12 protein-coding genes and 1 pseudogene are annotated in these 13,929 nt (G+C 65.1%); 5 read left to right on the top strand and 8 right to left on the bottom strand.

The window, feature by feature from the left end:
* Positions 1-115: 115 nt before the first annotated feature.
* The 4 genes from dut to ubiE form a co-directional block, all read right to left on the bottom strand.
* The gene (gene dut / locus JQ632_RS25205) at positions 116-574 is read right to left on the bottom strand and encodes a dUTP diphosphatase (RefSeq protein WP_212405288.1); all 459 of its coding nucleotides are present in this window, start codon (positions 572-574) and stop codon (positions 116-118) included.
* On the bottom strand, positions 571-2,010 hold the full coding sequence (coaBC, locus tag JQ632_RS25200) for a bifunctional phosphopantothenoylcysteine decarboxylase/phosphopantothenate--cysteine ligase CoaBC (protein ID WP_212405287.1): 1,440 nt from the start codon (positions 2,008-2,010) through the stop codon (positions 571-573). Before coaBC ends, dut begins: the two co-directional genes overlap by 4 nt.
* Positions 2,011-2,081: 71 nt before the next feature.
* A complete protein-coding gene (ubiB, locus tag JQ632_RS25195; RefSeq protein WP_212405286.1) occupies positions 2,082-3,656 on the bottom strand; it encodes a 2-polyprenylphenol 6-hydroxylase in 1,575 nt (524 codons plus the stop codon).
* Entirely contained in the window at positions 3,653-4,414 is a 762-nt protein-coding gene (gene ubiE, locus JQ632_RS25190; protein WP_212405285.1) for a bifunctional demethylmenaquinone methyltransferase/2-methoxy-6-polyprenyl-1,4-benzoquinol methylase UbiE, read from the bottom strand. The genes ubiB and ubiE overlap by 4 nt, the downstream gene beginning before the upstream one ends.
* Before the next feature lie 81 nt (positions 4,415-4,495).
* Between ubiE and mutM the strand changes: the two genes are divergently transcribed.
* Together mutM and JQ632_RS25180 are read left to right on the top strand one after the other, a co-directional pair.
* Positions 4,496-5,377 carry a bifunctional DNA-formamidopyrimidine glycosylase/DNA-(apurinic or apyrimidinic site) lyase gene (mutM, locus tag JQ632_RS25185; protein ID WP_212405284.1) on the top strand — a complete coding sequence of 294 codons (882 nt, stop codon included), beginning with the start codon at positions 4,496-4,498 and terminating at the stop codon, positions 5,375-5,377.
* Positions 5,378-5,383: 6 nt separating this feature from the next.
* A pseudogene (locus JQ632_RS25180) lies at positions 5,384-5,953 on the top strand (GNAT family N-acetyltransferase).
* Between the two features lie 286 nt (positions 5,954-6,239).
* On the opposite strand, the gene JQ632_RS25175 reads toward JQ632_RS25180, so the two are convergent.
* A complete protein-coding gene (locus tag JQ632_RS25175; RefSeq protein ID WP_212405283.1) occupies positions 6,240-6,986 on the bottom strand; it encodes a ParA family protein in 747 nt (248 codons plus the stop codon).
* 239 nt (positions 6,987-7,225) lie between these two features.
* On the opposite strand from JQ632_RS25175, the gene ggt reads away from it, so the two are divergent.
* Positions 7,226-8,905 carry a gamma-glutamyltransferase gene (gene ggt, locus JQ632_RS25170; RefSeq protein WP_212405282.1) on the top strand — a complete coding sequence of 560 codons (1,680 nt, stop codon included), beginning with the start codon at positions 7,226-7,228 and terminating at the stop codon, positions 8,903-8,905.
* A gap of 3 nt (positions 8,906-8,908) precedes the next feature.
* On the opposite strand, the gene JQ632_RS25165 is transcribed toward ggt, so the two are convergent.
* Complete coding sequence (locus JQ632_RS25165) at positions 8,909-10,261, bottom strand: serine protease (RefSeq protein WP_212405281.1); 1,353 nt, start codon at positions 10,259-10,261, stop codon at positions 8,909-8,911.
* A gap of 91 nt (positions 10,262-10,352) precedes the next feature.
* Here JQ632_RS25165 and JQ632_RS25160 point away from each other — a divergent pair, with 91 nt between their 5' ends.
* Complete coding sequence (locus JQ632_RS25160; RefSeq protein ID WP_212405280.1) at positions 10,353-11,156, top strand: molybdopterin-synthase adenylyltransferase MoeB; 804 nt, start codon at positions 10,353-10,355, stop codon at positions 11,154-11,156.
* 26 nt (positions 11,157-11,182) lie between these two features.
* On the opposite strand, the gene JQ632_RS25155 is transcribed toward JQ632_RS25160, so the two are convergent.
* A complete protein-coding gene (locus JQ632_RS25155; RefSeq protein ID WP_212405279.1) occupies positions 11,183-12,184 on the bottom strand; it encodes a D-glycerate dehydrogenase in 1,002 nt (333 codons plus the stop codon).
* A gap of 329 nt (positions 12,185-12,513) precedes the next feature.
* On the opposite strand from JQ632_RS25155, the gene JQ632_RS25150 reads away from it, so the two are divergent.
* Entirely contained in the window at positions 12,514-13,041 is a 528-nt protein-coding gene (locus tag JQ632_RS25150) for an SH3 domain-containing protein (protein ID WP_212405278.1), read from the top strand.
* A gap of 153 nt (positions 13,042-13,194) precedes the next feature.
* On the opposite strand, the gene irrA is transcribed toward JQ632_RS25150, so the two are convergent.
* Complete coding sequence (irrA, locus tag JQ632_RS25145; protein WP_212405277.1) at positions 13,195-13,686, bottom strand: iron response transcriptional regulator IrrA; 492 nt, start codon at positions 13,684-13,686, stop codon at positions 13,195-13,197.
* Between the last annotated feature and the right edge of the window lie 243 nt (positions 13,687-13,929).

The following is a 13,929-nucleotide window of genomic DNA, read 5'->3' as shown; positions in this document are numbered from 1 at the left end:
GTGACTCCACCGGTAAGAGTCCAGATCGTGAACGTAAAGGCAGGCGCACAAAAAGTGCCGGCCACGGAATCCTGGCGCCTAGTCTTGCGGTCAATCCTGCGAATTTGAGGCAGCGTCAGCGGCCGGTCGAACCAAACCCGCCGGCGCCGCGATCGGTCTCCGAGAGCGAAGCGACGGGAACCAGCGCGGCCTGCACCACGGGCGCGACCACCATCTGCGCAATGCGTTCGCCGCGACGGATCACGAAGGCGGCCTCGCCGTGGTTGATCAGGATGACCTTGATCTCGCCGCGATAGTCCGCGTCGATCGTGCCGGGCGAGTTGAGCACGGTGACGCCGTGCTTGGCCGCGAGCCCGGAACGCGGTCGCACCTGCGCCTCGAACCCCGGCGGCAGCGCGATGGCGAGTCCGGTCGGCACCATTGCGGTCTTGCCGGCCGCAAGCGTCAGCGGTTGGCCTTCCGGAACGGCCGCGAGGAGATCGAGGCCGGCAGCCTCGGTGGTCTGGTAGGCCGGTAGCGGCAGGCCGTCGGCGTGCGGCAGACGTTGGACCTCGACGGTGACTTTCGTACTCAAGTGGCCGGCTCCAGCGGTTTGTCGGCGAGACTTCTGGCGACGTGGGCGATCAGTTCGGTGGCGACCTGTTCCTTGGTCATGACCGGCCAGGAATCAACCGCGATGTCGCCGTCCTTCCCGCTGTTCTTGCTGAGCAGGTGCACGGTGTTGCGGTCGCCGCCCATCACGCCGGTGGCGGGCGAGACGTCGTTGGCGACGATCCAGTCGCAGCCCTTGCGCTTCAGCTTTGCCTTCGCGTTGTCGATGAGGTGCTCGGTCTCGGCGGCAAAGCCGATCACCAGCGGCGGACGCTTGTCCTTCATCTTGGAGATGGTGGTGAGGATGTCCGGATTCTCCACGAGCTGCAGCGGCGGCATGCCGGCCGAGGTTTTTTTCAGCTTCTGCTCGCCTGCATTGGCGACGCGCCAGTCGGCGACAGCGGCAGCGAAGATCGCGATATCGACGGGAAGCGCGGCCTCGACCTGCTCCAGCATGTGGCGCGCCGATTCCACGTGCCTGACGGTGACGCCGGCGGGATCGTCGAGATCGACGGGGCCACTCACCAGGATCACCTCGGCGCCGGCGGCTTGTGCTGCGGCAGCAATGGCAAACCCCTGCTTGCCGGAGGAGCGGTTGGCGATGTAGCGGACGGGATCGATCGGCTCATGGGTGGGCCCCGCCGTGATCAGCACGCGCTTGCCGACGAGCGGTCGCGGCACCGGTGGCCGCAGCAGGCGTTCGGCGGCGGCCGCAATCTCGATCGCCTCCGACATCCGGCCGGTGCCGGCTTCGCCCGCTTCCGCCATCTCGCCGCTGTTGGGGCCGATGAAGGTGACGCCGTCGCGCGTCAGCTGCGCCACGTTGCGGCGCGTCGCGGCATTGCCCCACATCAGCGGGTTCATTGCCGGCGCGAGCAGGATTTTTCGGTTGGCGGCGAGCAGGATGGCGCTGGCGAGGTCGTCGGCATGGCCGTTCGCCATCTTTGCCATGAGGTCGGCGGTGGCGGGCGCCACGATGATGAGATCGCAGTCGCGCGCCAGCCGGATATGCCCGGCGTCGAACTCGCTCTGGGGGTCAAACAGGTCGGTATAGACGCGCTCATGCGACAGCGCGCTGACGGCGAGCGGCGTGACGAATTGCTGCGCTGCCTTGGTCAGCACGCAGCGCACCTCGATGCGGCGCTCCTTGAGCCGCCGGATCAGGTCCAGCGATTTGTAGGCGGCAATCCCGCCGCCGATGATCAGGGTGACGCTGGCCTCAGCAAGGGCGCTGGTGCGTTGGGGCGAAGGGGTCGGCGCCGATGGCTCGAACGGCGTCAGCGGCTCCTCGCGGCCCTCGATGAGCTCGCGCAGGATGACCCGGACCTCCTCCTCGACCGAGCGGCGGTTCATGGCCGAACGGAGCCGAAGGTAGGTTTTGACGCCTTCGTCGAGTTTGCGGATGGTCAGGCTCGCCATGACGCCCTCCAGCACGGAATGATAGCAATGCTATCACATGCGTGATTGCATCGCAATCATAGATTCCGCAATCAAAGATTCCGAACGGCGATCAGGATTCCGATGAAGGTGGCGGCGATGATCCAGAGCGCCACGGTGCGCCAGCGGTTCTTGCGGCCCTCGCTGCGGCCCATCGCGGCGATGGTCTCCGGCGACAGCCGCAGGCCCTCCCGCGTCATGGCCTCCAGCTGCTCCAGCACTACGACCGAACGCGCCACAATGTCGGGCAACCGCATCAGCACCTTGGCGAGATCGCCGGTGCCGGCGAGCGCCCCTTGCACCCGGCCGATCGGACCGAGATTGCGCTCGATCCATTCGCGCACCACGGGGTCGGCGATCGTCCAGATGTCGAGTTTCGGGTCGAACCCGCGCGCCACGCCCTCGACCACCACCATGGTCTTTTGCAGCAGGATCAGCTCCGGCCTTGTGGTCATGTCGAACAGGCCGGTGACCTCGAGCAGCAGCGTCAGCAGCCGCGCCATCGAGATCTCTTCCGCCGTGCGGTTATGGATCGGCTCGCCGATCGCGCGGATCGCCTGCGCAAAATTTTCGACGGAGTGGTGCGAAGGCACGTAGCCCGCCTCGAAGTGCACCTCCGCCACGCGGCGATAGTCGCGGGTGATGAAGCCGAGCAGGATTTCGGCGAGGAAGCGGCGCTCCTTCATGCCGAGCCGGCCCATGATGCCGAAATCGACCGCGACCAGGCGCCCGGCCTCATCGAGGAACAGATTACCCGGATGCATGTCGGCGTGGAAATAGCCGTCGCGCAGCGCGTGCCGCAGAAAACTCTGGATCACCTTGCGCCCGAGATCGGGCAGGTCGACCCTCGCCTCTTCCAGGCGCTTGCGGTCGTTCAGCGCAATGCCGTCGATCCACTCCAGCGTCAGCACGTTATGCGTGGTGCGATCCCAATCCACGGCCGGCACGCGGAAATCCGGGTCATCGCGCGTGTTCTCCGCCATCTCGGACAGCGCAGCCGCTTCCAGCCGCAGGTCCATCTCCATCGCGACCGAGCGCGACATGGTGTTGATGACTTCGATCAGGCGCAGCCGGCGCGCCTCGGCCGAATAGGTTTCGGCCTTGTCCGCGACGAAGAAGAAATCGGCGAGGTCGCGGCGGAAGCGCGAGGACACGTTGGGCCGCAGCACCTTGATCGCGACCGGCTGGCGGATGCCACCGCGCAGCACTTCGCCGCGATGGACCTGCGCGATCGAAGCGGCTGCGACTGCGGGGCCGAAGCTGACGAACACGTCCGTCAGCGGCCGCTCGAGCGAGGTCGCGATCGCGGCTTCCGCTTCTTCCTGCGGAAATGGCGGCAGGCGGTCCTGCAGGCTTTCGAGATCGCGCGCGATGTTGACGCCGACGACGTCGGGGCGCGTGGCCAGGAACTGGCCAAGTTTCAGATAGGCCGGGCCGAGGCGCGTCAGCGCGCGCGACAGGCGGGGGCCGGGCTTGGCGCTGCGCCGTTCGACCAGGCGCGCCAGCTTGAGCGCAAGCTGGCCGGGCGGCGGCACCAGGCTCGGATCGATCGAGCCGAACACGCCCTCGCGCGCAAACACCAGCGCGGCGCGGGCCAGGCGCGCAATGTGGGTAATTGCGGAGATCACAAACGCCAGCCCGAATGCAGTGCCACGATGCCGCCGGACAGGGTTTGCCAGGTGACGCGGGAGAAGCCGGCCTCGCGGATCATGTCGGCGAAGGCGTTGGGTTTTGGGAATTTGCGGATCGACTCGACGAGATATTGATAGGACTCGGCATCACCCGTCACCATGCGGCCGAGCGGCGGAATCACCTTGAAGGAAAACAGATCGTAGAGACGATCGAGCCCGGGCATCTCGACGGTCGAGAACTCCAGGCACAGAAAGCGGCTGCCCGGCTTCAGCACGCGATAGGCCTCGCGCAAGGCGAGGTCGATGCGCGGCACGTTGCGGATGCCGAACGCGATCGTGTAGGCGTCAAAGCTGCGGTCGGCAAAGCCGAGCGATTCGGCATTGCCCTCGACGAAATCCACTTGGGTGTCGAGATGCCGCTTCAAAGCGCGCTCGCGGCCCACCGCCAGCATGTCCGAATTGATGTCGCAGACGGTGGCATGGAAGCCCGCCCCCGCGGCCTTCGCCGCGCGGAAGGAGATATCGCCGGTGCCGCCGGCGACGTCGAGCAGCGCAAAGGGGTGGTCGCTTCTCGGAGGATCCAGCGTGGTGATCATGATGTCCTTCCAGACCCGGTGCAGGCCGCCCGACATCAGATCGTTCATCAGGTCGTAGCGCGAGGCGACGCTGTGAAACACCTCGTTCACCAGCGTCTGCTTGTCCCCTAAGGGCACGTCCCTGTAGCCAAAATGGGTGGTTTCGCCCGGCCGATCCATCACTCTACTCCACGATGCCGACCATAGCGCGGCCGCCGCAATGGCGCTATCACACCACCCTCATAAGGTGAATGCCTGACCATGCCTGAATTGCCCGAAGTCGAGACCGTCCGGCGCGGCCTGCAGCCCGTCATGGAGGGCGCCAAGATCATCAAGGCGGAGGCCCGCAGGGCCGATCTGCGCTTTCCCTTTCAGCCGGATTTCGTGAAGCGGCTCCAGGGGCAGATCGTCACGGGGCTCGGCCGCCGCGCAAAATATCTCATGGCCGACCTCGGCTCCGGCGACGTGCTGCTGATGCATCTCGGGATGTCCGGCTCGTTCCGCGTCATCAAGCCCGAGGACGAAAAATCGCCCGGCGAATTCCATTATCCGCGGGCTAAGGATTCGACCCATGATCACGTCCTGTTCCGGATGTCGTCCGGGGCCGACATCGTCTTCAACGATCCGCGCCGCTTCGGTTACATGAAAGTGATCGCGCGCAACGCGCTCGACCAGGAGCCGCTCTTGCGCGGGCTCGGCCCGGAGCCGCTGGGCAACGAGTTCGATGCCGCGATGCTGGCGGAATCCTGTTCCGGCAAAAAGACCAGCCTGAAGGCCGCGCTGCTCGACCAGCGCGTGGTGGCAGGGCTTGGCAATATCTATGTCTGCGAGGCGCTGCATCGTTCGCAGCTGTCACCGCGCCGGATTGCCGCGACGCTTGCCACGCGAAAGGGCGAGCCGACCGATCATGCCAATCGGCTGGTCACCTCGATCCACGCGGTGCTCAACGACGCCATCAAGGCCGGCGGCTCGAGCTTGCGCGATCATCGCCAGACCTCGGGCGAGCTCGGTTATTTCCAGCACTCGTTCAAGGTCTACGACCGCGAGGGCGAGACGTGCAAAACGCCCGGCTGCGGCGGCACCGTGAAACGCTTCACCCAGAACGGGCGGTCCACCTTCTGGTGCCCGAAATGTCAGAAGTAGCCAGCTATGCAGACGCCGCGGCTTGAAACCAAACGGCTGATCCTGCGTCCGCTGGCATTGTCAGATGCGCCGGCGATTCAGCGCCATTTCGACAATTGGAACATCATCCGGCATCTCGCCACTGTCGTGCCCTGGCCCTATCCGGCGGACGGCGCGGAGACCTTTGTCAGGATGCAACTCGACAAGGTCTCAGCCGATGAGGATATCCACCTCTGGGTGCTGGTGATGAAGGACGGCGATGGCGAGGCGATCGGAAACATTCATCTCAGGCCCTCTGCCGAAGGCCTGAAGGGTAATCGCGGCTTCTGGCTCGCCGAACCGTAATGGCGGCGCGGATTGATGACGGAAGCCATCACCGCCGTGAACGATTTTGCATTCCTCAAGCTCGCTCTTGATCACTTCTACGTCTGCAACGCCGTAACCAACGAAGCTTCACGCCGGGTCAAGCAGAAGACCGGCGCAGAGTTCGTCGGGTTCATCGAGCTCGCCCATCACGACGGACAGTCGAAGTCCGAGAAATGGATTGTGCGGCGGGAATCCTGGCTGCGCGCGAGAGCGGCTGCGCCGCGCACCTGATGGAAGCCAAGATGACGGTGCGCTCCCTCTCCCGCTTGCGGGAGAGGGTTGGGGTGAGGGTGTTTCCGCAAAGAGACTCCCGTGGGGAGAGAGCCCTCACCCGGCGCGCTAAGAGCGCGCCGACCTCTCCCGCAAGCGGGAGAGGTGAAGTGATGGCAACCTCACCAATTGCGATCAATGCGATGCAAAGCAATCCGGCCGGGCTGGTGGCCGGATTGCTTCGTCGCCAAAACGCCTCGCGAGCGTGAACGCGAGGAGCTGGACGGTCGCCTGTGCGCGGCAGCGCTCAGGAGGCCAGCGAAGCCGCTTCGTCCTGTGCAGGCTCGGCGGCTGCGTGCAACATCCCGTCCGCGGCCGAGATCACCTCGTCGATCAGCGCGTTGGTCGCAGCAGTCGACAGATCGAGCCGGTTCGCGATCCAGCGCCAGAGGCCGCGGATCTCCTCGGTCGACTTGCCGTTGGGCGCGAACTCGCCGACGCCAAGGCCTGCCGCAAGCGCGTCTTGATGGTCGTTGCGCATCACGATCAGGGGACGGGCGACCACCTCGGCGAGATCGAGCGCGGCTTCCTCCGCGAGCGTGTCCGCCGCATTGTCGATGCGCTGGCCGCGGATCGGGGTCTGGTTGAGCACGAAGCTGAAGGGACGCTTCCAGGCGCGCGCGACGCTCAGCGTCGAGGTGGTGGCCTCGATGTCGACGACGCTCGGCCGGGACGGAATCAGGCACAGATCGGAATGGCGGATCGCGGCCGTGGTCGCGGCGGAAAGGCCGGCCGCGGTGTCCACAATCGCGAGCTGAAGCCCGCTTTCCGCCAGCATCCTGAGGCGCGGCTCGATATCTGCGGCGTTGTAGATGGGCTCAACGACGGGCTCGGAATCGTTGCGGCGGCGCTGCCAGTTCGACAACGTGCCCTGCGGGTCGGTCTCGATCAGACGGACGGAAAAGCCGGCCTGCCGTGCAGCCAGCGCAAGGCCGATGGCGAGCGTGCTCTTGCCGCTGCCGCCCTTTTGGGTGGCGAGTACGATCGTATGCATATGTCAAAAATCCTCTGGAGTGCTTGGGTCTGGGGTCGCGCCACGCGAACGTGCATCGGTTCGATGCTGAGCTCTTCTCGCTCAGGACGTGCCCGGCCCGATCCAAAGGGATCGCGGATGTCCGAATCAACGGCAACAATGATGGCGGAATCGGGAATACCAGCTAATCCGTACGATTACTGGATCAGTAGTCGTACGTATGATGTGCTCGTTATCCTGAAAAATGGGGGCTTAAGACCATGAGCGGCAACTGGCGCGATCGCACGGTTTCGACCTTCGAATGCCAGAAGATGCCTGCGGTCTCGAGCCGCGGCATGGTGGTCAGCAACCATCCGCTCGCCTCCAGCGCCGGCGCCGAGATGCTGGCCGCCGGCGGCAACGCCATCGATGCAGCGATCGCGACGCTGTTCACGCTGACCGTGGTCGAGCCGATGATGGTCGGCATCATCGGCGGCGGCATGGCGCATATCAGGCTCGCCGACGGCAGCCACCGCTTCATCGACGGCCAGAGCACGGTGCCGCAGGCCGTGCGCGACACCACCTACACCTCCAAGCCGGGCTCGCGGCATGACGTGTTCGACACCGTCGACGACGAGAATCTCAACGGCCCGAAAGCAGTCGCCGTCCCGGGTTCGCTGAAGGCGTGGTGCGAGACGCTGCGGCGGTTCGGCACCATGAGTCTGGCCGACGTCATGCAGCCCGCGATCAAGCACGCCGCGCGCGGCTATGCGACCACGCCTTATCTGCACGAATGCATCACCGAGAGCGCCGTCGAGATGCGCAGGGACAAGCCGATCGCGGCGATCTATTTGCCTGATGGCGTACCGCTGAAGGTCGGCGAGCGCGTGGTGCAGGCCGAGTATGCGGAAACGCTGTCCTACATTGCCGCGCACGGCGAGAAGGCGCTTTACGAAGGGCCGCTGGGCGGCATCTTGGTGGACTACATGGAGAAGAATGGCGGCTTCATCCGCCGCGCCGATCTGACGAACTACACGACGGTGGAGCGGCAACCGATCCGCGCCGACTATCGCGGCTGGACGATTTTGGGTCCGCCGCCGCCGGCTGTGTCCGGCGTGCACATCGCGCAGATGCTGAACATTCTGGAAGGCTATGACATCGCGAGCCTCGGCTTCGGCGCGGCAGAGACCATCCACTATCTCGCCGAAGTCCTGAAGATCGCCTTTGCCGATCGCGCGGCCGCCAGCGGCGACCCTGATTATGTCGGCGTTCCCGTCGAGCGGCTGACGTCAAAAGCCTATGCCGAGGAGCGCCGCCGCGCCATCGATCCCGCCAGGGCGCAGGCGTGGAGCGCGGGCGTCACACAGCTCGAGAGCGCCCACACCACGCACATGACGGTTGCGGACGCTGCGGGCAACGTGGTCGCGACCACGCAGACCATCAACAATCTGTTCGGCGCAAAGATATTGATCCCGGGTCTCGGCACGATTCCGAACAATTACATGAACCTGTTCGATCCGCGTCCGGGTCACGCACTGTCGCTCGCGCCGGGCAAGCGCGTCACCACCTCGATGTCGCCGATGATCGCGTTGCGCGACGGCAAGCTGAAATTCGCGCTGGGCCTGCCCGGCGGAAAACGCATCTTCCCGAGCGCCATGCAGGCGCTGGTCAATTTGATCGATCATGGCATGAGCCTGCAGGAGGCAGTCGAGGCGCCGCGCGTCTGGACCGAAGGCAATGCGCTGGAGGTCGAGCAGGCCGTGCCGGAGAGTGTGCGCGCAAAACTCGCAAGCATGGGCCACAAGGTCGAAGTCATGCCGACGGTTGCCGGCGGCATGAACGCGATCGCGTTTGACGAGGACGGCACGATGACCGGCGCCGCCTGCTGGCGCGCCGACGGCACGCCGATCGGCATCTCCGGCGGCCTCGCGCGCGGCGGGATTCGGTTCAGGCTTGCCTGAGCGCTATTTTCGCACGCAGATCACGCGCACGACGGCGGCTTTCGCATCCGTCGCGCTGCCGTTGGCGGTGACGTTGTTCGCTTTGAGGAAATCGCGCACGGCGCTGGCGGAAACCATCACAGCCTGGACGGAAGGCGCGGCGGGGCCGGCGACGATCACCGGCTTCAACAGCGCAATGCCGGCGAACTTTCCTGCATCGTCGATCGCGGGGCTGCCGGAGAATCCGACCGCTGGCGCGGGCGACAGCGCGGAATCGCCGCCATTGGCCGATGCCACCACGCCCTTGACGCCCGACACGGCGCTGCCGCCGCCCTGGCTCTGCGGATCGGCGATGCCGACGATGTCGACATTGGTCTTTGCGGCGCCGCCCGCGAGGCTGAGTGGCTTCAGGCCGCGCGCGCCGTAGATGTGCAGCAGCGCGAGGTCGTGATCCCTGTCCTCGGCGATGCGGTCGGCACTGCCAAATCCGGCAATCGTGAGCGCGAGGCAGCCATCCGTCACGGCGCGGTCGCTGACGATCACGCCGTCATCGGTGACGACGACGCCGGTGCCGTATTCGACGGTCTTGCGCGGCGGCGGACCGGCCTGTGACCCAGCCGGAAATGCGGCGAACGCGCTCGACATCGCGATCACGACCGGCTCGACCGTGTTCTCGGTGGCCTGGTCGTACAGGATCGTCATGATGCGGACTTCGTCGCCCTTGAAGGTGCCGCGCACGTAAAATTTCTTGAGCCCCTGCAAGCCCGACAGCACGAAGAAGTCGGGCTTCACCACGGTGTAGTCGACTTTGCGGCCGGCCGGCTCCTTCTTCTCCTGCTCGGCGAGCTTGGCCGTGGTTGGACCAGCTTCCTTGCGCCGGCTCAGGATCACCTGCACGGTTCCGGTCGGCGAGGTCCATTTCGAGCCGTTGGCGTCGGAGGATTGCTGCGGCACCAGTTTACCGGGGATACCGAGCCGCGCACCGCTGGTCGGCTCTAGCGTGATCTTCCAGCCGACGCTCTCCTGCTTCTTCCGCGCGGTCTCGGCAAGCGCGGCCCGCTCCTGCGGATTGAGCACGCCGGTCGGCTTGCCGCCCTTGGCCTTCTGATACTCCTTGATCGCGTTGACCATGCGCTCGCTGGCGTCGCCGGTAATCGCGCCGTTGTACTGCCCGACCCAGGCGAGGTCGGATTGCAGCGACAGCCGCTCGGCCTGCGCCATCGCGGCGGCGGTCGCGGACGGTGTTTGCAATGCGGGGCGGACCGGGACGGTCTGGACCGTCTTGGGCTTGCTGCCCGCGGTCGAGGGCGGCGTTATCTGGGCGTGCGCGCCCGTCGCAGTCACGAATATCAATGTTGCCGCGAGCATCGATCTCATGACAAATCCAGCCAGACCATTGAACGTGCTGCCATTGAAGCACATCTCGTTGGTCGCGAACAATCTCGGGCTGGTTCAGGAGTAACTTGAGGTGCTCAGCGCGGACGAACTCGAACGCTATGCCCGTCATATCGTGCTGCGCGACGTCGGCGGTCCCGGCCAGGCGGCGCTGAAACAGGCCTCCGTGCTGGTGATCGGCGCCGGCGGTCTCGGCGCGCCCGCCTTGATGTACCTGGCTGCCGCCGGCATCGGCACGCTCGGCGTCGTCGATGACGACGTCGTGTCGCTCTCCAACCTGCAGCGCCAGGTCATCCACACGACGCCGGATATCGGCCGGCACAAGGTCGAAAGCGCCGCCGAGCGGATCGCCGCGCTCAATCCGCATGTCCGATTCGTCGGCCACGCCACCTGGCTCAATGCCGACAATGCGCTGGCGCTGATCGGCGACTACGACCTCGTGCTCGACGGCTCCGACAATTTCTCGACGCGGTATCTGGTCTCCGACGCCTGCTTCTTTGCCAAAAAGCCCTTGATCACGGCGGCGCTCGGCACGTTCGACGGCTCGCTCACCACCATCCGCGCCCATGAGAAGAACGAGGACGGCGCGTACAATCCGACCTATCGCTGCCTGTTCCCGGAAGCGCCGCCGCCCGGCACGGTGCCGGCCTGCTCGGAGGCCGGCGTCATGGGCGCGCTCGCCGGTGTGCTCGGCTCGATGATGGCGCTGGAGGCCATTCGCGAGATCGTCGGCTTCGGCGAAGGCCTGGTCGGCCGCCTGTTGATGCTGGATGCGCGTGCGATGCGCTTCGAGACGCTGCGCTATACGCGCGATCCGGCCAATCCGCTCAATGGCGACGGGCCCGTGTTCGACGACTTAAGCGTCCACCGCGAATAAACGATCGGCTCAGCCTACTTGAAGCCTCAGAGCATGCTCGGCAGCACGCGATCCGGCGGCTTGTGCGCGTCCAGGAAGGTTCTGATATTGATGATCACCTTCTCGCCCATCTCGACGCGGCCTTCGATCGTCGCCGAGCCCATATGCGGCAGCAGCGTCACCTTGCCGGCCTTGGCGAGCCGCACCAGTTTTGGATTGACCGCGGGCTCGTGCTCGTAGACGTCGAGGGCGGCGCCGCCGATCTCGCCGGCTTCGATCAGCTTGATCAGGGTATCCTCGTCGGTCACCTCGCCGCGCGCGGTGTTGACGACATAGGCCTCTTTGCGGATCAGCTTCAGGCGCCGCGCCGATAGCAGATGGTAGGTCGCCGGCGTGTGCGGACAGTTCACCGAGATGATGTCCATCCGCGCCAGCATCTGGTCGAGGCTTTCCCAATAGGTCGCGCCAAGTTCTTCGGCGATCTTCGGCGCGACGGGACGGCGGTTGTGATAGTGGATCTGGAGGCCGAAGGCGCGGGCGCGGCGCGCAACCGCCTGGCCGATGCGGCCCATGCCAACGATGCCGAGGCGCTTTCCCCCGATGCGGTGGCCGAGCATCCAGGTCGGCGACCAGCCCGCCCAGGGCTTGCCCTCGGTCAGGATGGAGGCGCCCTCGATCAGCCGGCGCGGCACGGCGAGGATCAGCGCCATGGTCATGTCGGCGGTGTCCTCGGTGAGGACTTTTGGCGTGTTGGTGACGGTGATGCCTTTGGCATGCGCAGCCTCGACGTCGATATTGTCGACGCCATTGCCGAAATTCGCGATCAGGCGGAGCTTGCAGTCGGGCTGGTTGATGATGTCGGCGGTGATCTGGTCGGTGACGGTCGGAACCAGCACGTCGGCGGTGCGAGCGGCTTCCGCGATCTGCTCCGGAGACATCGGCGTGTCGTCGAGATTGATCCGTGCGTCGAACAATTCGCGCATGCGCGTCTCGATCGAGTCCGGCAGCTTGCGGGTGACGACGACGAGGGGCTTTTTCTTAACCGACATGTCCTGCTCTCATGAGCCCATCGGGCCCGCCTCCGCGATGAAAGGCTTACCGTTCAGGTCTCATTAACCCGGTTGTTCGACACTGCCCTTGCCGCGTCGTCCCCGGCGTTTCCTTCAAGCTCTCCCGAGATTCCGGCGGAAAATCGGGGCAAACTGGTTCTTAAGCGCCCATCCTCTCTAGCAGAAGGCCGGGCCAAGACAAGAACCACGGCGGAGCCGGGGAACACCCGCGTGGGGCGGGCTGACCGGACGAGCGGTGCGGGTTTTGGAAGTGGCGTAGGGGAATTCGGCTCGCTTTGTGCCGGGTTTCCGGCAGGAGACGGGTTGTGATGGCGTTGGGGCGTTTGGGTTCAGTGGTTGCGCTCGTGTGTGTCTGGCTGGGTGCCTCGGTCAGCACAAGTCATTCGGCCAAGGACACCGTGCAGACAACCTCAGGCTTGCCGGTGCCGCGTTATGTCAGCCTCAAATCCGATCACGTGAACGTCCGTGCCGGCCCGACCAAGGACAATGACGTGGCCTGGGTCTACACCCGCTCCGGGCTGCCGGTCGAAATCACCGCAGAGTTCGAGAACTGGCGCCGGGTTCGCGATTCGGAAGGGGCCGAAGGCTGGGTCTATCACTCGCTGCTGTCGGGCCGCCGCACCGCCGTCGTTACCATGAAGCACAAGGACGACCTCGCCCCGATCTATGATCGCGCCGATCCGGACAGTGCGATTGCGGCACGGCTTCAGGCCGGCGTCGTCGCCCAGGTCAAGAAGTGCGTCACCGGCTGGTGCCGCGTCATGGGCACCGGCTTTGACGGCTGGATCCAGCAGGAACGGCTGTGGGGCGTCTACGCCCACGAGCAGGTGAATTGACCCGAAGGGTCATCCCGGGGCGATGCGTTAGCATCGAACCCGGGATCTCGAGATTCCGGGTTCGGTGCTGCGCTCCGCCCCGGAATGACGGCGTGAAACGACAATGACCGGGACAAGCCCGGCCATGACGACAAACTCAACAGTTTGAAAACTTCAGCGCTTCTTGCGCAGGCGCACGACCATGTCGATGCGTGCGATCTCGTAACCTTCCGGCACGTCCGGCATCTTCGACAGCGCCAGATGGGGGTCGGGGATGTCGACCAGCTCGTGGCTGTTCTCGAGATAATAGTGGTGATGCGTCGTGACGTTGGTGTCGAAATAGGTCTTGGTGCCGTCGACGCTGACCTGGCGCAGCAGACCCGCATCGGTGAGCTGGTTGAGCGTGTTGTAGACCGTGGCGAGCGACACCGGAACCTTGGCGAGGGTGGCCTCCTCGTACAGCATTTCGGCCGTGAGGTGGCGGGCGCCCTTGCCGAACAGCAGCCAGCCAAGCGCCATCCTCTGGCGCGTCGGACGAAGGCCGGCAGCCTGGAGCATTTCGTTGACGTCGTGCCATGGGCAACCGGTCAATGCCGGCTGGCGTCCCGGGTGGAGGGACGCGGAAAGGGCGGTTTCGTCGTTATGGGGCGCGTTGTTCTCGCTCATTTCCAACAATTCGGGCACGCGTGGAGAGACATTATCGCCTTGCAATATAAGAAGAGAAAGATGCAGATGCAAGTTTCTCGCAACTAGAGTGGTTCTAATTCATTGGGAACATTGGGCCGGATGCGGTGATTTTACCCTATGCGGGCGCTTTGACGCCGGAAAGGCCTGTGTTAGAGAGCGCGCGGTCCCGCTTAACCGATTTTGGCGCAATCAGGCCTGACGGCCGCCTTGGCGCCCGTTAGC

It is taken from the genome of Bradyrhizobium liaoningense (genome assembly GCF_018130955.1).
GTDB classification, from domain to species: domain Bacteria; phylum Pseudomonadota; class Alphaproteobacteria; order Rhizobiales; family Xanthobacteraceae; genus Bradyrhizobium; species Bradyrhizobium liaoningense_C.
This window is presented reverse-complemented; position numbering and strand designations above follow the sequence as displayed.